Annotated in this window: 19 protein-coding genes and 1 riboswitch; of the genes, 9 read left to right on the plus strand and 10 right to left on the minus strand. The window is 41.5% G+C overall.

Annotated features, from left to right (window positions below; all coding sequences use genetic code 11):
* The first annotated feature begins 54 nt into the window (after window positions 1–54).
* The gene (locus NXG61_RS04585) at window positions 55–366 is read left to right on the plus strand and encodes a hypothetical protein (RefSeq protein ID WP_196603988.1); all 312 of its coding nucleotides are present in this window, start codon (window positions 55–57) and stop codon (window positions 364–366) included.
* 90 nt (window positions 367–456) lie between these two features.
* On the opposite strand, the gene NXG61_RS04590 is transcribed toward NXG61_RS04585, so the two are convergent.
* The 5 genes from NXG61_RS04590 to NXG61_RS04610 form a co-directional block, all read right to left on the minus strand.
* Window positions 457–1,251 carry an ABC transporter ATP-binding protein gene (locus NXG61_RS04590; protein ID WP_196603987.1) on the minus strand — a complete coding sequence of 265 codons (795 nt, stop codon included), beginning with the start codon at window positions 1,249–1,251 and terminating at the stop codon, window positions 457–459.
* Window positions 1,251–2,132 carry an ABC transporter permease gene (locus tag NXG61_RS04595; protein WP_196603986.1) on the minus strand — a complete coding sequence of 294 codons (882 nt, stop codon included), beginning with the start codon at window positions 2,130–2,132 and terminating at the stop codon, window positions 1,251–1,253. Before NXG61_RS04595 ends, NXG61_RS04590 begins: the two co-directional genes overlap by 1 nt.
* Before the next feature lie 20 nt (window positions 2,133–2,152).
* Window positions 2,153–3,160, minus strand: coding sequence for an ABC transporter substrate-binding protein (locus tag NXG61_RS04600; RefSeq protein ID WP_196603985.1), 1,008 nt, complete (start codon window positions 3,158–3,160; stop codon window positions 2,153–2,155).
* A gap of 131 nt (window positions 3,161–3,291) precedes the next feature.
* Complete coding sequence (locus tag NXG61_RS04605; RefSeq protein ID WP_196603984.1) at window positions 3,292–4,152, minus strand: RluA family pseudouridine synthase; 861 nt, start codon at window positions 4,150–4,152, stop codon at window positions 3,292–3,294.
* The gene (locus NXG61_RS04610; protein ID WP_196603983.1) at window positions 4,149–4,376 is read right to left on the minus strand and encodes an AtpZ/AtpI family protein; all 228 of its coding nucleotides are present in this window, start codon (window positions 4,374–4,376) and stop codon (window positions 4,149–4,151) included. The genes NXG61_RS04605 and NXG61_RS04610 overlap by 4 nt, the downstream gene beginning before the upstream one ends.
* Window positions 4,377–4,507: 131 nt before the next feature.
* Between NXG61_RS04610 and NXG61_RS04615 the strand changes: the two genes are divergently transcribed.
* Window positions 4,508–4,981: a hypothetical protein gene (locus tag NXG61_RS04615; RefSeq protein ID WP_196603982.1), complete on the plus strand. Its 474-nt coding sequence runs from the start codon at window positions 4,508–4,510 to the stop codon at window positions 4,979–4,981.
* A 91-nt stretch (window positions 4,982–5,072) separates the two neighbouring features.
* Here the strand turns inward: NXG61_RS04615 and larC are convergent, their stop codons facing one another.
* Window positions 5,073–6,257 (minus strand): nickel pincer cofactor biosynthesis protein LarC, encoded by a 1,185-nt coding sequence (larC, locus tag NXG61_RS04620; RefSeq protein ID WP_307224000.1) that lies wholly within the window; start codon window positions 6,255–6,257, stop codon window positions 5,073–5,075.
* Between the two features lie 20 nt (window positions 6,258–6,277).
* The gene (locus tag NXG61_RS04625) at window positions 6,278–6,877 is read right to left on the minus strand and encodes a DedA family protein (RefSeq protein WP_196603980.1); all 600 of its coding nucleotides are present in this window, start codon (window positions 6,875–6,877) and stop codon (window positions 6,278–6,280) included.
* A gap of 230 nt (window positions 6,878–7,107) precedes the next feature.
* Window positions 7,108–7,292, plus strand: a riboswitch (cobalamin riboswitch).
* Between the two features lie 273 nt (window positions 7,293–7,565).
* On the opposite strand from NXG61_RS04625, the gene NXG61_RS04630 reads away from it, so the two are divergent.
* The 5 genes from NXG61_RS04630 to NXG61_RS04650 all read left to right on the plus strand — a co-directional run bounded on the left by NXG61_RS04630 (window position 7,566) and on the right by NXG61_RS04650 (window position 12,357).
* Window positions 7,566–8,561, plus strand: coding sequence for a sirohydrochlorin cobaltochelatase (locus tag NXG61_RS04630; RefSeq protein ID WP_196603979.1), 996 nt, complete (start codon window positions 7,566–7,568; stop codon window positions 8,559–8,561).
* A gap of 238 nt (window positions 8,562–8,799) precedes the next feature.
* Window positions 8,800–9,498, plus strand: coding sequence for a precorrin-2 C(20)-methyltransferase (cobI, locus tag NXG61_RS04635; RefSeq protein ID WP_196603978.1), 699 nt, complete (start codon window positions 8,800–8,802; stop codon window positions 9,496–9,498).
* A 42-nt stretch (window positions 9,499–9,540) separates the two neighbouring features.
* Complete coding sequence (locus NXG61_RS04640) at window positions 9,541–10,494, plus strand: ABC transporter substrate-binding protein (protein ID WP_307223997.1); 954 nt, start codon at window positions 9,541–9,543, stop codon at window positions 10,492–10,494.
* Between the two features lie 118 nt (window positions 10,495–10,612).
* Window positions 10,613–11,569, plus strand: a complete 957-nt coding sequence (locus NXG61_RS04645) for a FecCD family ABC transporter permease (RefSeq protein ID WP_231038544.1) — start codon at window positions 10,613–10,615, stop codon at window positions 11,567–11,569.
* Window positions 11,569–12,357: an ABC transporter ATP-binding protein gene (locus tag NXG61_RS04650; RefSeq protein ID WP_307223996.1), complete on the plus strand. Its 789-nt coding sequence runs from the start codon at window positions 11,569–11,571 to the stop codon at window positions 12,355–12,357. Before NXG61_RS04645 ends, NXG61_RS04650 begins: the two co-directional genes overlap by 1 nt.
* Window positions 12,358–12,460: 103 nt before the next feature.
* Here NXG61_RS04650 and NXG61_RS04655 read toward each other — a convergent pair whose 3' ends face one another.
* Together NXG61_RS04655 and NXG61_RS04660 are read right to left on the minus strand one after the other, a co-directional pair.
* Entirely contained in the window at window positions 12,461–12,937 is a 477-nt protein-coding gene (locus NXG61_RS04655; RefSeq protein ID WP_231038511.1) for an acyl-CoA thioesterase, read from the minus strand.
* Window positions 12,938–13,126: 189 nt separating this feature from the next.
* On the minus strand, window positions 13,127–13,762 hold the full coding sequence (locus tag NXG61_RS04660) for an HAD family hydrolase (RefSeq protein ID WP_196603974.1): 636 nt from the start codon (window positions 13,760–13,762) through the stop codon (window positions 13,127–13,129).
* Window positions 13,763–13,960: 198 nt separating this feature from the next.
* On the opposite strand from NXG61_RS04660, the gene NXG61_RS04665 reads away from it, so the two are divergent.
* Both NXG61_RS04665 and NXG61_RS04670 read left to right on the plus strand, forming a co-directional pair.
* Complete coding sequence (locus tag NXG61_RS04665) at window positions 13,961–15,211, plus strand: Nramp family divalent metal transporter (RefSeq protein ID WP_370871659.1); 1,251 nt, start codon at window positions 13,961–13,963, stop codon at window positions 15,209–15,211.
* A 178-nt stretch (window positions 15,212–15,389) separates the two neighbouring features.
* On the plus strand, window positions 15,390–16,046 hold the full coding sequence (locus NXG61_RS04670) for an MgtC/SapB family protein (RefSeq protein WP_196603973.1): 657 nt from the start codon (window positions 15,390–15,392) through the stop codon (window positions 16,044–16,046).
* Between the two features lie 12 nt (window positions 16,047–16,058).
* On the opposite strand, the gene NXG61_RS04675 is transcribed toward NXG61_RS04670, so the two are convergent.
* Window positions 16,059–17,096: a DUF805 domain-containing protein gene (locus NXG61_RS04675; RefSeq protein ID WP_432748995.1), complete on the minus strand. Its 1,038-nt coding sequence runs from the start codon at window positions 17,094–17,096 to the stop codon at window positions 16,059–16,061.
* Window positions 17,097–17,150 lie beyond the last annotated feature (54 nt).

Consider the following 17,150-nt stretch of genomic DNA (forward strand, 5'->3'; position numbering starts at 1 on the left):
ATAAAAATTAAAGAAAATAATTGTTGAGTTAAGAAAAAGAAAGGATTGTTTATAATGAAAAAGAACATATTTGCTTTATCCGCTATTCTCCTCGGGGTTGCTTTTACAGGAGTTACACATGCCGATCCAGTTGATGCACCGTTTGCCATAACCAATATGAGCAGCAGTGAAAAGGGAATTTACAGGGCGGTGGATAATAATCCCACCTCCTACAGTAAGAAGGAAATAAACGGACGTGTCTATGAAAGCTGGGTTGAAAACAATACAGCATATACAAAAGTTGACGGTGCTCTGGTCAAAGCCTATAAGATAGACAACGATTTGGAACGAGCTCCTTTTGTGAACATGAGCAGCAATTTGAGATAAAAAATAAAACAAGCCGTAATAATATGATTTACTGTCATATTATTACGGCTTGTTTTATTTTTATAGCTGAGGGATTCATCGTGAAATATTTTAACCAAGGAGCATTCGGTCGCTGTCCATTTCACTGCCCGATGCTTTTTCAAACATTTCAAGAAGATCCTGAACTTCCAGATCTTTTTTGTCCTTACCGCTGACATCAATAATGATTTTTCCGTTATACATCATTATCAGTCGATTGCCAAAACGCAGAGCATCACGCATGTTATGCGTGATCATCAGTGTAGTTAAACTGCGATCGCTGATAATGTTCTCTGTTATAGCTAGAACTTTTTCGGCGGTTTTTGGATCGAGTGCCGCTGTATGCTCATCGAGCAGCAGCAGCTTGGGATCGGCCATTGTAGCCATGAGAAGGGTAAGAGCCTGTCTTTGACCACCGGAAAGCAGTCCCACCTTATTTTCAAGACGGTTCTCAAGCCCCAGATTGAGGGATTTCAAAAGTTCACGGAATTTTTCCCGTTCGCTTTTGGGAGCGCTCCAGCGGAAGGACGGTGTTTTACCGCGACGTGAAGCTATAGCAAGATTTTCTTCGATCATCATGCCGGCTGCGGTCCCCATCATAGGATCTTGAAATACACGGCCGATAAATTTGGCGCGCTTATGCTCCGGCCATTTGGTAATATCATTGTTGTCGATAATTATTTTTCCGGTGTCAACTAAAAATGCACCGGCTATTGAATTCATCAGTGTGGATTTTCCCGCACCGTTACCGCCTATTACAGTGACGAAATCGCCGGGGTTTAAACGCAGGGAGACATCACTCAAGGCGATCTTTTCCGTTATTGTACCGGGATTGAAAGTTTTGGAGATATTTTCTACTCTGAGCATTATCCTGCCACCCTTCTCTTTTTGCTGTTGAACTTAGCTTTGAATAAGGGCAGAGAAAGTGCCAAGGTTACAAGAACCGCGGTGAAAAGCTTTAAATCGTTCGGCGGCATTCCTAACTGCAGAACGATGGCGATAACTACGCGATAAACAATCGAACCGAGTACAACAGAAATAAGACAGTTTCTGAAGCTTTTAGTGCCAAAGAGTACTTCACCAATAATTACGGAGGCAAGCCCGATGACGATAGTGCCTACACCCATGCCCACATCGGCAAATCCGTTGCTTTGAGCGACCAGCGCTCCCGAAACAGCGACTAAGCCGTTGCTCATCAGCAGGCCCAATATGATTGTGATGTTTGTGTTTACGCCATTAGCGCGTATCATATGCTGATTGAAGCCGGTGGCTCTTATGGCAGCACCGATTTCCGTGCCGAAAAACCAATAGTTGATTATGCCGACTATTAATACGATAACAAGGCCGACGAGCAGAACCATAGTCTGATTATCGAATGAAGCGGGGAAAATAGTAAAAACCGTATCAATCTGTAAAAGCGAAAGATTGGCTTTGCCCATTATACGCAGATTGACAGAATAAAGAGCGATCATTGATAAAATTCCGGCAAGCAGTGCAGGAATTTTCAGCTTTGTGTGAAGAAAGCCGGTAACGACACCACTGAGCATTCCGGCGGCACAGGCCGCTAAAATAGCACTGATCGGATTATAGCCAATCGTCAGAAGTGCTGCGGCTACTGCACCTCCCAAGGGAAAGCTTCCTTCCACTGTTAAATCCGCAATGTCCAGTACACGAAAGGTAAGATATACACCGATGGACATTACAGACCATAAAAGTCCTTGTGATATTGTAGGGATAATGAGATCCAAAGTAATTCTCCTAATTGAATTTATTCTATGATGTCCGCGCCCTGCAGAACATCGTCAGGGACAGTAATGCCCAGAGCGGCAGCATTTTTCTTGTTCACAGTCACTTTTAAATCGTTGGCTGTTTGAATAGGCATATCGGCAGGTTTTGCTTTTCCGTCTAAAATATCGGCAGCCATGTATCCTGTCTGTACACCCAATTTATAATAATCTATGCCATAAGTGGCAAAACCGCCCTGCTTAACCATGTTTGGTTCCGCACAAATAACAGGGATTTTAGCGGCATCCGTTATAGAAGCCAACGTAGGCATTGCCGATGCGATGACATTATCGGTGGGTTCATAAAATACATCTGCTTTACCTACCAGACTTTGTGCAGCCTGCTGTATGTCATTTACTGTGGAAACAGTTGCGGTTTCCACCTTCAGGCCCTTGGATTCGGCATATGCTTTCATCCTGTTGACTTGGATTTCTGAGTTTATTTCGCTGGAAGAATATACAGTACCAATGGTTTTGGTATTGGGAAACAATTTTAGAAGAAGGTCGATTTGTTTTTCAACAGGGCCGCCGTCGGTCGTGCCGGTTACATTACCGCCGGGCTTTTCATTTGAGGCAACCAGTTTTGCAAGCTTATAGTCGGTGATAGCAGTGCCTACAATGGGGATGTCCTTGGTGACATTGGCAACTGACTGCGCCGCGGGAGTAGCAATGGCACAAATCAAATCATCCTTGTCGGCAACAAAGCGCTGAGCAATATTTTTCAAATTGGATTGGTCAGCCTGTGCATTCTGCTGATCGACAGTAATATTTTTTCCCTCTTCATAGCCGCGTTCTTTCAGACCGGCAATAAACCCCTTGTTGGCAGCATCCAGCGCATTGTGCTCTACCAGCTGAACGACACCTATTTTAAAAGTTTTTTTACCACCGGAAGAATTGTCGGCAGTTTGTGAGCCGCAGCCGGAGATAATGCCTGCAGTTAAAAAGGCAGTAAGACCTAATGCAGCAAATTTTAAATTTTTTGATTTAAACATATAGCAGCCGCACCTTTCTAAATTTTATTAATATAAACAGAGTTCTTATTTCGGTTGAATCAATATTCATCTGAAATAATCAATACTTTCAATTATACAGGATTGCAGGCTAAAAATCCACTGCGGTTTGATTATAGCAGCTGCATCATATCCGGAGGCAGATCGGATGAAATATGGATCTGTTTGTTATTTATCGGATGATTGAATATTACTTTATATGCATGCAGGGCCTGGCGATCGATAAGGCTGCAGTCACCGCCATATAGATCATCACCAAGAAGCGGATGCCCGTCCGCTGCCATGTGCACACGTATCTGGTGAGTGCGCCCCGTATAAAGCTTGAGTTCGATCAGACTGCGGTTTTGCATAGTTTTCAGGACTTTGTAGCGAGTGAGAGCAGGCTGTCCGCCGGGCATTATCATTCGTTCGATAATACTTTCCGGTTTGCGTCCTATAGAGCTGCAGAGCATGGCTTCATAAGGATGCGGATGGTCTTTTACGACGGCTTTGTATAAACGGCAAATTCTGTCATGCGATGCTGATAAATAATATTGTATCTGCGGCTGCTTGGCGATTATTATAAGACCTGTCGTATTGCGGTCCAAGCGGTAAACGGGATGGCAGCCGGCTGTCTGACCGGTTTGCATATAATAGCCTGCAATGATATTTACCAAGGTATCACTGCATATTTTACTTGTAGGATGAATTATCATATCGGCAGGCTTATCGATAATCAAAAGCCATTCATCTTCATAAACTATGTTGAGCGGTTTGTTGCAGGGAACTATAGAAGAAGTTTGCTCAAGCTCGTAACTGACCGTATCTCCTGCCTTTACAAAGGCATCAGCTGCGCGGACAGGGATATTGTTTATGCAGAGGCTGCCGTGCCATTTGATTTTTCGCCATAAATTTGTAGATACTTTAGCATGAGAAGCTAAAAAATAACGGAGCTTTTGTTCTTTGTGTCCATCAGGAACGGTGAATTTTATCATAAAACATCTTTCTTTATAATTTGATAAATGCTCACTAATGCAAGAAGAAAACCGGCTATAGTGCCTATGCATGTCAGTATAGGTTCGGTTGAAAAAAACAGATCAGCCTTGTAGCCGAGAAAAGCCGTCACGCATATGATGAGTGCAAAACTAATGCCCAGACCGCTGACACGTCCGAAAATTTGCAGTGTTGATCTGTTTTTTTTGTTATCATTTTCAGTCATAGGTATCACCCTTTGTAATTTTAGCATACTTAAAAGATATATGATATAATTAACAAAAATAGCATATGGATAAATGATTCAGACAAGCGGTTTTTTTAAAAAACAAAATGTTTTGGAGGAGCGATATGCGTATGAGAAAAAAATTAGCGGCATTTATATTCAGCCTGGTCCTGCTTTTTGCAGTATCCGCATCGGCTGATGAGCAGCAGGAGGCTGCTGCTCAGGATGACTGGATACCGATTGTCCTCGGACATGGAAATGATGACATTTTTTATTTTGATAAAACATCGCTGCATTATGATACTGAGAAAAATGGCAGCATAAACAAAAATATTGTTGCTTACAAAGAAAAAAGGATCAATCGGGATTCCGGCACGTTGGAAAATGGGTATTACAGCATCACTGACTGCAAAATTAATTTAGAAAATAGTACATTGCTGCTCGGTGAGGAAACTTTCTATAAAAGCAGCGGGGAGAAACGTTGGAGCACAGCACCGACATATCTGGTTTGGTATACAGTCAAACCGGGAACTGTCGGATGGTCAAGATTTTCTGCGGTCGCACAGTATGTCACTGAAAACCAAGAGACAGTAAAAAATGAATAGAAAACAGACAGCAGCAATTGATAATTGCTGCTGTCTGTTTCTGTAGTGATATGGCAGAGGCAATAAGCTTCATTTGGAATGTGGGAAGAAATCATTTATTGTTTTCTGCAAGGTAATAGGCTATGCGCAAGGCTTCATGCTGAACCTCTCTGATAGGGACGCTTTTTTTTGCCGCAAGCTGCCGACAGTCATCATATTCGGCAGAAATATTACTGACTTTTCCCTTGTATCGGGCAACCTTGCAATGAACGAGGCCGTAAGCAGTGGAAACAACTTTGATTTCTCTGTCAAGAGCAACCCGGTCTGTTTCACTGACACGCATGCCAAGAGTAGTAGTTTCGCTAAAAACTATATCGCACACAGTCGTATAATCGTTTTCTTTTGCCAGTACAGAAAGCATTTGTCCGGGACGATTTTTCTTCATCATAATAGGAGTGACCCATACATCAAGTGCTCCGGCGTCAAATAATTTTTCGGAGGCATAGCTGAAAATCTGAGGGCTCATATCGTCTATATTGGCTTCCAGAAGAATAAGCTTATCTATACTTGTACTTTCACAGGTTTCTTTTATGTATACGCGCAGAACATTCGGATGCGGTAAATCCCAGGTGCCGGCACCGTAGGCTATTTTGTCGTAAGAAAAATTCTGCAAAACGGAGCCTTTTTTTGCTAATGTTTTTATTATGGCGGCGCCGGTAGGCGTTATCAGTTCCTTTTCCGCCGGACCGCTTTTCAGCTCAAAACCTTTCAGCAGTTCCGCTGTCGCAGGAGCAGGAACAGGCAGCTGTCCGTGTTCGCAATTGATAAAACCAGTGCCGGTATGCAGATTGCCTACGAAAATATTTTTTATATCCAGATATTCAAGACATATTGCTGCACCAACAATATCTATGATCGCATCTACGGCTCCTACTTCATGGAAATGTACTGATTTAGTGTCGGTACCGTGTATTTTCGCTTCAGCCTCAGCCAGGCTGCTGAAGACGGATAACGCAGTATCCTGAACATTTTCGCTCAGTAAAGATTTGATGATAATTTCCTGGATATCGGACAAGGTCCTGTGAGCAGAGTGCGCTTTGCAAAGAACAACATTAAAATATGTTGCATTTACGCCGTTTTTATTGGTATTTTCTATGAGCAGGGAATATTCGTCCGGTAAACGTAGTTTTTTCAGCTGAGATTCAAGATATTCTCCAGGTACTCCGGCATCCAGCAATGCGCCGATCAGCATATTGCCGCTTACGCCGGAAAAACAATCAAGATATATTGCTTTCATTAAATCACTCCAAATAGAAATTATTTTTGTTTTTTACGATGACGAAAATACAAATATAATACTGCCAGGATGATGATCGCAGAGATTATCAGGCTGAATTCGTGACCGATGGCGAGCATTTTTTTCCAGTTGTCACCAAGCAGTATGCCTATATAGATGATGAGGATAGTCCATGGAAGAGAACCGGCAAAGGTAAATAAAATAAATTTTTTCATATCTACGCCGGCGAATCCTGCAGGAAGAGAAATGAAGGTGCGTACGACGGGCAGGAGCCGACTGAAAAAAACAGCCTTTATGCCGTACTTGTCGAACCAGCGCTGTGCGGTGTCAATATGCGATTGCTTCATAAAAAAATATTTGCCATATTTATTGATAAAAGGACGGCCTCCCCAATATCCAATATAATATGTGACTATAGAACCTGCCATACCGCCGGCCATTCCTGCTGCAACTGCCTCTGCAAAATCAATATGCCCAATAGATACAAGATAGCCGGCAAAACCGAGAATAAGCTCACTGGGGATGGGGATGCAGGCATTTTCTACAGCCATGAGCAGAGCTATTGCCAGATATCCCCATGAAGCAATAAATTCCAAAAAAATAGTCGAGTATTGTTCCATTTAAACAGTTCCTTTTGTTGTGGAGAAATTAATATCATATTAGCAATTATATAATATTTTACGATATACCTCTAGTCTAAAATCATGTTTTATCGGTTCCTTTGCTGCAGGCATGAGAAAAGCAGATTGATTTCAGCGTATGTTCTGTACTTATCAGTTATTTTGTAAATAATGACGATTCCCTCATTGACAATAGAAGAAATTAATTGTATCATAAATAACGACAAAAATTTAATATCAGTGAAACAGGTGTCCGTAAGGACTTAAAGGAGAAGTTGGTATAAAGCCAACGCGGTCCCGCCACTGTAATGACGAGTAATTCTGCAAAATGTCACTGTGACAGTTTAGCTGCATGGGAAGGCGCAGGAGAGCTATGACTCAGAGCCAGGAGAACTGCCTGTTTGTCGATCACCGTTACACGATAAAGCTTTACTTCATAAGGCAGACTTATTGTTTGTTTTGAGGATAAGCTGCCTATATGGTTTTATTTGTGTGGTACCTGCGAGCGATGGGTTAGGTGGTATTTTCAGACAAATTTTTTGAGATTTCGTCGGATTATACCCTTCATTGCATTTTACATGAAGGGTTTTTTATTTTGATGATATTTCCTGCGACACACATTTGCCGGGAAAGTGATTGACACTGAGAATATGGTAATGAAGAAAAACTTTAGGAGAGTGTTGTCAAAATGAAATCGAATTGGAAAAAAATGTTGGTCGCTTCTATGGCGTGTGTTGCTTTAAGTGGATTTATGGCTACTTCCTATGCCAGCTATAAGCTGAACCCGGAAGTCACAGATGCTACTCCCGCTTTAAAACAAGCGGCTGAAATCGGTGTGCGCACTTATAATAATCCTCAGATGGCAAACGAAGAAAATAAAGATGCGATACTTGTCATGAGCTTTGGGACTACGTTCAAGGACTCCCGAGAAAAAACGATCGAAAAAACTGTGCAGGAAATTCAGGCGGCTCATCCTGATGCTAAGGTTGTGCTGTCTTTTACGTCACATATTATTATTGACAGAATCAAAGCCAAGGAAGGCATAACGATTCCTACGCCGGAAGATGCGCTCAAAGATCTGAAGGCACAGGGGTACACGCGCGTAGCAATAGCATCTTTGGACGTTATTCCTGGAATGGAGTATGCATATGATTCTGCAGTATATGATATATACAAGAAGGATTTTAAAAAGATGACATTGGGAACTTCCGCTATGTATTGGATGGGACAGGAAAATCAGCGTGACGATGTAATAGAATTTTTGAAAGCATTTTCCACACAGTTTCCAAAAGTAGCAAAAGACGAAGCCGTGTTGGTTATGGCACATGGAACGCCTGACCCTAGTAATGCTTATTATGCTGTCATTCAGGACAGAATAGATTCGCTGAAATTGAAAAACACATATCTGTATACAGTAGAAGGATGGCCGAATCTGGAAACTATAATCCCTGAATTAAAGGCAAAAGGTATTAAAAAGATAACACTTATGCCTATGATGATGGTAGCGGGTGATCATGCCAATAACGATATGGCAGGAGCTGAACCTGAATCACATAAATCAATTTTGGAAAAAGAAGGATTTAAGGTGGAAACATATATCCATGGACTTGGTGAAAATGCAGCGGTGCGCAATATTTTTGTGGAACGTGCAAATGAAGCATGGAGCGCCTTGGAAACAAAGTAAGTCCGCAGGATAAATAAAGAAAGTTTTAATAGGACCTTATTCCAAAATATTTTCGGTTTGGAATAAGGTCATCTGTTTCGCAAAAGAGTATTTCATTTATGGGGATCCACTGCAATTGTTTTCTACACGGAATTTCAGCAGCCATCTGACAGATTAAAAAATTTTTGCTTTTAGAGAAACTTTTCTGTATAATTTTAGACTGTATGTTAAGTATATTATATTTTTGAGGAGAATATTGATGACAGGTATTTTTTATGGGATAGGTGTCGGCCCGGGCGATCCGGAGCTGCTTACGATGAAAGCAATAAAAACATTGGAAAAAGTTGATGTGATAATAGCTCCCAAAACAGAAAAAAAAGATGGTAGTGTTGCCTTATCAATAGCCAGTCCCTATCTGAAACCGGCCGTCGAAATCGTTTATCAGGTATTCCCTATGGTGACACATTTTGAACAATCTCCTCAGAGCTGGCAGAAGAATAAAGAAGAAATATTGAATCTGCTCAATCAGGGCAAAAATGTAGCTTTTTTGACATTGGGTGATCCGATGTTTTACAGCACATATATTTATGTTCATCGCCTGCTGAAAAATGAGGCAGTGCCAATAAAAACGATTCCGGGGGTACCGGCTTTTTGTGCGATAGCAGGCCGGTTGGAATATCCTCTTGTTGAAGGCAATGATATTATAAGTGTGATACCGGCAACCGCTGATGCCGAAAAGATAAAAAAGGTGCTGGCCGTGTCAGATAATGTAGTTGTCATGAAGGTCTATAAAAATTTTGATGAAATAGTAACAGAGCTCAAAAAGAAAAAATTAGCTGATAACGCCGTTATGGTAAGCCGCTGCGGGCTGCCTGACGAAGAATGTATATATGATATAGCACAAGTAAAGCAGGTCCCAAATTATCTGTCGACTATTTTAGCACGACGCAGTAAATAAAAGTTGCTATTATCTCGACAAATCAGGGAGATGTGATTACGTATGAATAAAAAGACCGGTTTCTGTTTTCTGGTATTCATAAGTGCAGCGATATTTCTTGCCGGATGCGGCAATACCGTTGAAAAAACAAAAACAGAAGCATATTTGACCATACAGGACGATGCTGGAAGGACAGTCGCACTTGATAAAAAACCTGAACGGATTGTAGCACTGTCCACGTCTTTCCTTGAACCGCTGCACGAGGTGGACGCGACGGTCATTGGCTGTCCTTCTTCCCAAATGGGTATCCCGGAGTATTATAAAGATATAGAAAAGGTTGGCGCTGTATATAATATAAATATAGAAAAAGTAGTCAGCCTGCAGCCGGATCTGGTAATAGCCATGAAGGGCATGAATGATAAATTTGTAGCTAATCTGGAAAGCAACAATATACCTGTTATAGTACTGGATATGAAAAGTTATGATCAGGTGAAACGCAGCCTGGATATTTTCTCGCGGATAACGGGAGAGGAAGATAAGGGCAAGAAACTTGTCGAAAAAATGGATAAAAAAATAGAGGATGTAAAAGGACAGATGCCGAAAGAAACAAAGCGTGTAGCTATTCTGCATACCACGGCACAGGATGTCACCGTTCAGCTTGACGGGTCGATAGCGGGCTCAGTAGCCAAAATGCTGGGATTTGTCAATGTGGCAGCGGATGCGAAACCGCTTGACGACAATCCGGACGCGGCTCCGTATAGTCTGGAAGTTTTGGTGAAGGCAGATCCGGATGCAGTTTTTGTGACAAGCATGGGAGATATGCAGACTATAAAAAAGGCTATGCAGGATAATGTGGAAAATAATTCAGCGTGGCAGACTTTGAGGGCAGTACGGGAAAATCATGTATATTATCTGCCGCAAAAGTTATTTCTTTTAAATCCGGGTATGCATTATCCTCAGGCGGTGGAAACGATGGCTAAAGAATTGTATCCGCAGCAGACGGCGGAAGGAAAATAAATAAGTTATAGACAAAGCGTCTGCCGTTGCTGGCAGGCGCAATTTTTACATATATAAGGTGCATATTATGAAGTACATACACGGACAGGGTATCGAGAGGAGCATTTCAAAACGCAAAATGCTTATTCTGGCAGGATTGATAGTTTTACTTGTTGTGAGTGCAGGTGTGGCTTTATCGCAGGGGGCCGTATATATAACACTGCAGGAAATACAGGATGCATTAAACGGCGGGAAGGGAGCAAACAGCCAGATTATAATGAACATACGTCTGCCGCGGACACTTCTTACCGTTTTTGTAGGAATGAATCTTGCAACAGCGGGAGCGGTATTGCAGGCAGTTATGAAAAATCCTCTGGCGGACCCGCATATTATAGGAATTTCTTCTGGCGCAGGCATAGCGGGGATATTCATAATGATAGTAGTGCCGCAGTTCAGCTTTTTGATAACGCCGGCAGCCTTTATCGGAGCGCTGCTTGCCGCATTATGCATTTACATATTGGCATGGAAAAATGGCATAAGACCATTGCGGATAATTTTGGCCGGAGTAGCTGTTTCTTCGTTTATAGGTGCGGGAATATCAGCTTTGCTTATATTGTACAGTGATAAAGTCCATGGTGCCCTGATGTGGATGGTAGGGGGCTTTGCCGCACGGTCATGGAGCCATGTGGAACTGATCTTACCATATACTGTTGCCGGAGTTTTATTTGTATTACTGTTTACAAGGCATTTAAATATTCTTTTGCTGGGGGATGAAATAGCCAGAGGGCTGGGCATGAATGTTGAACGGACACGGATCATCCTCACCGCAGCAGCAGCACTGCTTGCGGCAAGTGCTGTTTCGGTAGCGGGCTTGCTGGGATTTGTCGGACTCATTGTTCCGCACACGGCGAGGCTGATAATAGGCAGTGATTATAGATTTTTGCTGCCGGCGTCTGTCTTGCTGGGCGGGTCCGTGGTAACGCTCAGCGATACTGTAGCCAGATGTGCGTTTGCGCCGATAGAGCTGCCGGCCGGTATTTTTATGGCGATATTGGGAGTTCCGTTTTTTCTCTTTTTGCTGAGGAGGGAATTGTGATGTCTGCGCTAAGAACGGAAAATATATGCGTTTCTTTTCAAAATAAAATGGTCCTGGAAAATATTAGTCTTAATTTTCCGGAAGGAAAAATAACAGCTGTTTTGGGACCGAATGGATGCGGTAAATCAACATTGCTGCGTATAATGGCAGGATTTCATAGAAACTATGAGGGAAAAGTTTTTTTGGATGGAAAGGCGCTGCGGGAACTTTCGGCAGAAAATATTGCCCGTCGTATGGCTGTTTTGCCGCAGACTGTCAGTATACCGGCCGATCTTAGTGTATATCAGCTGGTGGCATATGGACGTTTTCCTTATAGGGGGATTTTTAAAAAAAATGAAAAGGACGATCAAAAAATAATAGACTGGGCTATGCAGGAAACAGGTATTCAGTCTATGGCAGACAGACAACTGAACGCGTTGTCAGGTGGTGAGCGTCAGCGGGCATGGATCGCGATGGCTTTGTGTCAGCAGCCGGAAATACTGCTGCTGGATGAACCGACGACATATCTGGATATAGCTCATCAGCTCGAAATAATGCAGCTTATAAGGCTGCTGAACAAACATCGGAATATGACGGTTGTAATGGTGCTGCACGATATAAATCATGCCCGGTCTTATGCGGATAACGCCGTGCTTATCAAGGACCATAAAATTTTTTCTGAGGGACAGCCTGATAAAGTTCTGTCAGTGCCGGCACTGGCCAAGGTGTTCAATGTAAAAGCCCAGATGTATCAGAATAAAATAAATGTGTCTGATGAGATAATATTTGCCACAGGTTTATCAAAATAGCTGCTTATTAAAGCAATAGAGACGCAATATTAGTGTTTATATATTATATAAAATAAAAAAGTGCACCTGCTCATTGAGCGGTACACTTTCTTGCTTTATATGGTCAGGCTTTAGTTTCCTTTTTTTCGCAGCGCCGCTTGGCTTTATATGAGTCGTAACGGGCTTTGCCAGCCTCAAATGCAGCCTTTTCCTCAGGTGTATTTATTTCTAAAGGAAAAATCTGAGCCGGTTTGGAATTTCGATCCAGAGCAACCATCGTAAAAAATGCTGATAATGCAGGAATAGGCGGAGTATGTGAACGCAGATCCTCGACCAAAACCTTTACATGAACTTCCATCGAACTTCTGCCCGCAAATACTATTTTAGCGGAGCAGATGACAAGATCGCCTACTTTTATGGGCTGATGAAACTGCAACTCGTCTACCCGTGCTGTAACAACGTTTGTTCGTGCATAGCGCCGGGTTACGGCATAGGCGCATGAGTCCATAATCTTCATTATTTCACCACCGTGGATATTCCCCTCAACGTTGGCTTGGTTAGGCATCATTATTTCTGAAATAATCAAATCCCTTTCTTGCAAAACATTCACCTCTTTTAAATATATCCATAGTTTTTGAACGTTATATGGATTTTGCTGGACTCAAGCTGTTATACGCAAGCCTGTACTGATAAATATGACAGATATTGGCACAGGTGCCGTTTAGCATAGATATATTTTACAGTGTTTTATTTTGATGTCAAGTATAATATTGCGGTTTTGTATAAACTGTCAAAGGATTTGACTAAGGGACTGCATAATTTTTATGTGCGGATATTCAGTAAAATCGTCATACGGAGTTGCCCCAGTCAATACCGCGGCAAAGGATATACCGGCAGCTTCGGCGGTCTGAGCATCTGTTATACTGTCACCTATGTAAATTGAACAGGATTTATCAGCACGAAGTATGTCTAGAGCCTGCCAAACGGGGTCCGGTGCCGGTTTCGGTCTAACAGCATTTTCTGTACCTATTATGGTATCAACAAGATGCGCGATATTTTCCTTATTGAGAGTCTGCAGGATACGCCGGCGTGTTTTATTGGAGACAATGCCGATGTTGCAGTCCAGATTTTTCAGTTTTTTTAATATAGGAACTGTTGTTTCGTACAAATGAGTATTTTCTGTCATGCATGTATCGGCAAAAACACTGTATTGCTTTTGCAGGCGGACAAGAATATCCTGAGCTGTTTCACCTGTCAAAATGCTTATTGCTTCTGGCATCGGAAGACCTATAGTGTGTTTGATCTCATCTTTTGTTCTCGATGGGCAGCCATTTTGGGTCAAAAGCTTTTCAAAGCACATTACGATGCCTTTTTCCGAATTTGCCAGGGTATAATCAAAATCAAAGAGATATGTTTTGTATTCCATAAATTGCTCCTGTTTGAATAAATAAAATGCAGCCGTTATCTGAGCATACTTTTCAATTTGAATGTGCCATACTATATGTGGATAACAAATTACATTTTATAATAATATTTTTAATTTCACAATTAATTTGCTATACTTAATGAAAAATTATATGCAGTATATCGGCAAGTAACGAATACGGGAGGGACATAAGTGAAAATAGGAAGATATTTTGAAACTGAGATAACCAGAAAGAGTGCAAGAGATTTTTTGCGCTATATAGGTCCGGGAATATTAATAACGGTTGGTTTTATAGATCCAGGAAATTGGGCATCAAATCTGGCGGCAGGGTCAGAATATGGATATGATCTGCTGTGGATGGTGACACTTTCTACTATTATGCTTATAATATTGCAGCATAATGCTGCTCATTTGGGTATCGCAAGCGGACTTTGTATATCTGAGGCAGCCAGTTATAATTTGCCGAGGGCAGTATCTGCATTTTTGCTTATATCTGCAATGGGAGCAGCTATATCAACCGCGTTGGCAGAAATTCTCGGCGGTGCTATTGCATTGCAGCTGCTTTTTAGCGTACCGCTTATGTACGGAGCTGTTTTTATGGCAGTGTTTTGTGTCATTTTATTGAAATCAAATTCCTATCATAAAATGGAAAAAATAATCATAGGTTTTGTGTCTCTTATTGGGTTATCTTTTATAGCCGAATTATATTTGGTACCCGTGGAATGGTCAAAAGCGGCAGTCGGATGGGTATATCCTTCTATACCGCATGGCTCTCTTGTAGTTATAATGAGTGTTCTGGGAGCGGTAGTGATGCCGCACAATCTTTTCTTGCATTCGGAAATCATTCAGAGCAGACAATGGAATTTGGAAGATGAAAAAGTTATTGAACGTCAATTGAAATATGAGTTTATAGATACACTTTTTTCCATGGGAATAGGATGGGCTATCAACAGCGCAATGATATTGATAGCTGCCAGTACCTTTTTCGCGCAGAACATCGTGATAGATGATTTGACACAGGCAGTGAATATGCTGAAACCTCTATTGGGAGGAAATGCAGCTATTTTATTTGCGGCAGCGCTGCTGTTTGCCGGGTTATCTTCCACGGTAACTGCGGGTATGGCCGGCGGAAGCATTTATGCAGGCTTGTTTAGAGAATCTTATGATATAAAAGATAAACATTCGTGGCATGGTGTTTTACTTACATATGGTTTGGCGGTATTGATAATATTTTTTATCAGTCAGCCGTTTGATGGATTGATATATTCTCAAATGGTGTTGAGCATGCAGCTGCCCTTTACGATATTTTTGCAGATATATCTTACATCGTCCAAAAAAATAATGGGTAAATACGCAAACAGTGTGAAACAAAAAGTGATGTTGTGGATAATAGGGATCATAGTCACAGCACTTAATATAATGCTTTTGCAGGAAATGTTTAATTTGTAATTACGAAAAGAAAATACTATTATTACTTTGTAAACTTGTTAGAAAACATTAACAAAGCGGGTTGCAGGGATGCCTTATTAGTTATCCACAATTTTATCCACATATTGTGCATGATTGTTGATAACTTTTATATACGTGCACAGGAATAAAGCAAAAGTATGAGCGGGGAGATGTTATTGTGCCTACTGAATGGGAGGCGTGCATACGGCTTGTATTGTCAGCAATACTGGGAGGTATCATCGGCTACGAGCGGCAGTATAAACATAAATCAGCGGGACTGAGAACCAATGTTCTTGTCTGTGTGGGATCCTGTCTGATAATGCTTTTATCACAAATGATATATGCGGATGTTGAGGGGAAAACAAATGCCGACCCCGCCAGGCTTGCAGCGCAAGTTGTGAGCGGAATCGGTTTTTTAGGAGCCGGAGCAATAATAAAAGAAGGCGTAAATATCATAGGACTGACAACAGCTGCCTGTATATGGGTGGTTTCCGGTGTAGGGTTGGCTATTGGAGCGGGCTATTATACGGGCGCGTTTTTGACGGCCGCAATAGTTTTTGCTGTATTGACTACGCTGTCACACATGGATAATTGGATGAAATATGGTAATTTTACCATTGTTATGGTTACAGAGGATGCGGCAGGACAGGTGCTGCTGATCTACAAATGCCTGAAAGCAGATCAGCTGACTATAAGGGGAATGCAGATCCTCGGAATGCCTAACAATGTACTTAGGCTGGAATTTGTTGTTCATGAGGGAAAAGATATTACACGCAGCGAGTTAAGTGCTAAATTATCGGCACTCAGCAATGTGATCAGTGTTGAAATATTTTAAAATGAGAACGGATCATTCTAATGTATCGGGTCTGTTGGAAAGCAATAAATCTTCACCATATTTATTCTCCCCGCTGTCGCCTTTTATAAACAGAAGATATAAATTTATACAGATTATCCAAAGAAACATGATACCGGTCAGCAAAAAGCTGATAATGCTGCCTGTCGGGAAATTACTATTGCTGAACGCAGGCAGAGTAGATGTAATTAAATAATAGGGTGCTTCCGTGAGAAGAAGAAAGAAACCGTTGTGCCCCAAATCATGCCATCGGCGTATTTTCCAAAATAAGAATATCAATGTAAATATTATCCCTATAAACAGAAAAACAGAAGCTGCAAACAAAATGAAGATAATGAAGAAAGAACCTGCAATTACATTGGAAAAATTGACAGCTGACTGCAATAATATGCCAATACCGGCAAAAAGGACAAAGACAATAGACAACGCTGCACATGTTAATATGCTTATACTGAGTAAACCGATGCCGCGCAACAGGTAACGCAGTCGATTAAGTCTCCCTTCCCAGGAAAAAGACTGCTCGAAAAGAGTGGCCGGATAAGATGTATTTACCGGTTCGCGCAAATGATAGCCGGGCATGGAGAGAAGAACACTGTCACTGAGACTGTCAGAAGAAGGCCCATACTTATTAGCATCCGTATCTCCTTTTTGCCAACATAAATAAAGAAAGAAAATAACATTGATAAGGGGAAGCATATAAAAAAATAAAAAACGATGATCTTTTCCGAGATCATAAAGTCTGCTGATGCTCATACACATAGAAGCCGCTAAAAAAAGAATACTCCATGAGATCAGGCTGCTTAAATAGTCTGTGATGATATAAGCAATATCTGGAGAATATAGATTGTAAACAGGGGGTATGGCGGTCAGAATGTCAGAAGCTGAATTCATAACAGTACTTTCTGCATGGAGCAGTGAAGTCGCAAACACTGGGATGGTAAAAGGTAATGTTAAGGCGGCAAGAATGAGGCAGCAGGCAAATAAATAGACATGAGCAAAAATGAAACGCCTGCGATTCAGACGGTACTGCATTGAAAGGTATATTTTTACATTCCTTGCGATAAAATTTTTCAATATATATGGAAA

Origin of the sequence: Pectinatus haikarae (genome assembly GCF_050916305.1) — a bacterium.
In the GTDB taxonomy this organism is placed as follows: domain Bacteria; phylum Bacillota; class Negativicutes; order Selenomonadales; family Selenomonadaceae; genus Pectinatus; species Pectinatus haikarae.

Bases quoted from the DNA above. Each gene is read 5' to 3' on its own strand.
- NXG61_RS04585 (WP_196603988.1), top strand. From the start codon at position 55: ATGAAAAAGAACATATTTGCTTTATCCGCTATTCTCCTCGGGGTTGCT.
- NXG61_RS04590 (WP_196603987.1), bottom strand. From the start codon at position 1,251: ATGCTCAGAGTAGAAAATATCTCCAAAACTTTCAATCCCGGTACAATA.
- NXG61_RS04600 (WP_196603985.1), bottom strand. From the start codon at position 3,160: ATGTTTAAATCAAAAAATTTAAAATTTGCTGCATTAGGTCTTACTGCC.
- NXG61_RS04605 (WP_196603984.1), bottom strand. From the start codon at position 4,152: ATGATAAAATTCACCGTTCCTGATGGACACAAAGAACAAAAGCTCCGT.
- NXG61_RS04610 (WP_196603983.1), bottom strand. From the start codon at position 4,376: ATGACTGAAAATGATAACAAAAAAAACAGATCAACACTGCAAATTTTC.
- NXG61_RS04615 (WP_196603982.1), top strand. From the start codon at position 4,508: ATGAGAAAAAAATTAGCGGCATTTATATTCAGCCTGGTCCTGCTTTTT.
- larC (WP_307224000.1), bottom strand. From the start codon at position 6,257: ATGAAAGCAATATATCTTGATTGTTTTTCCGGCGTAAGCGGCAATATG.
- NXG61_RS04625 (WP_196603980.1), bottom strand. From the start codon at position 6,877: ATGGAACAATACTCGACTATTTTTTTGGAATTTATTGCTTCATGGGGA.
- NXG61_RS04630 (WP_196603979.1), top strand. From the start codon at position 7,566: ATGAAATCGAATTGGAAAAAAATGTTGGTCGCTTCTATGGCGTGTGTT.
- cobI (WP_196603978.1), top strand. From the start codon at position 8,800: ATGACAGGTATTTTTTATGGGATAGGTGTCGGCCCGGGCGATCCGGAG.
- NXG61_RS04640 (WP_307223997.1), top strand. From the start codon at position 9,541: ATGAATAAAAAGACCGGTTTCTGTTTTCTGGTATTCATAAGTGCAGCG.
- NXG61_RS04645 (WP_231038544.1), top strand. From the start codon at position 10,613: ATGCTTATTCTGGCAGGATTGATAGTTTTACTTGTTGTGAGTGCAGGT.
- NXG61_RS04650 (WP_307223996.1), top strand. From the start codon at position 11,569: ATGTCTGCGCTAAGAACGGAAAATATATGCGTTTCTTTTCAAAATAAA.
- NXG61_RS04660 (WP_196603974.1), bottom strand. From the start codon at position 13,762: ATGGAATACAAAACATATCTCTTTGATTTTGATTATACCCTGGCAAAT.
- NXG61_RS04675 (WP_432748995.1), bottom strand. From the start codon at position 17,096: ATGCAGTACCGTCTGAATCGCAGGCGTTTCATTTTTGCTCATGTCTAT.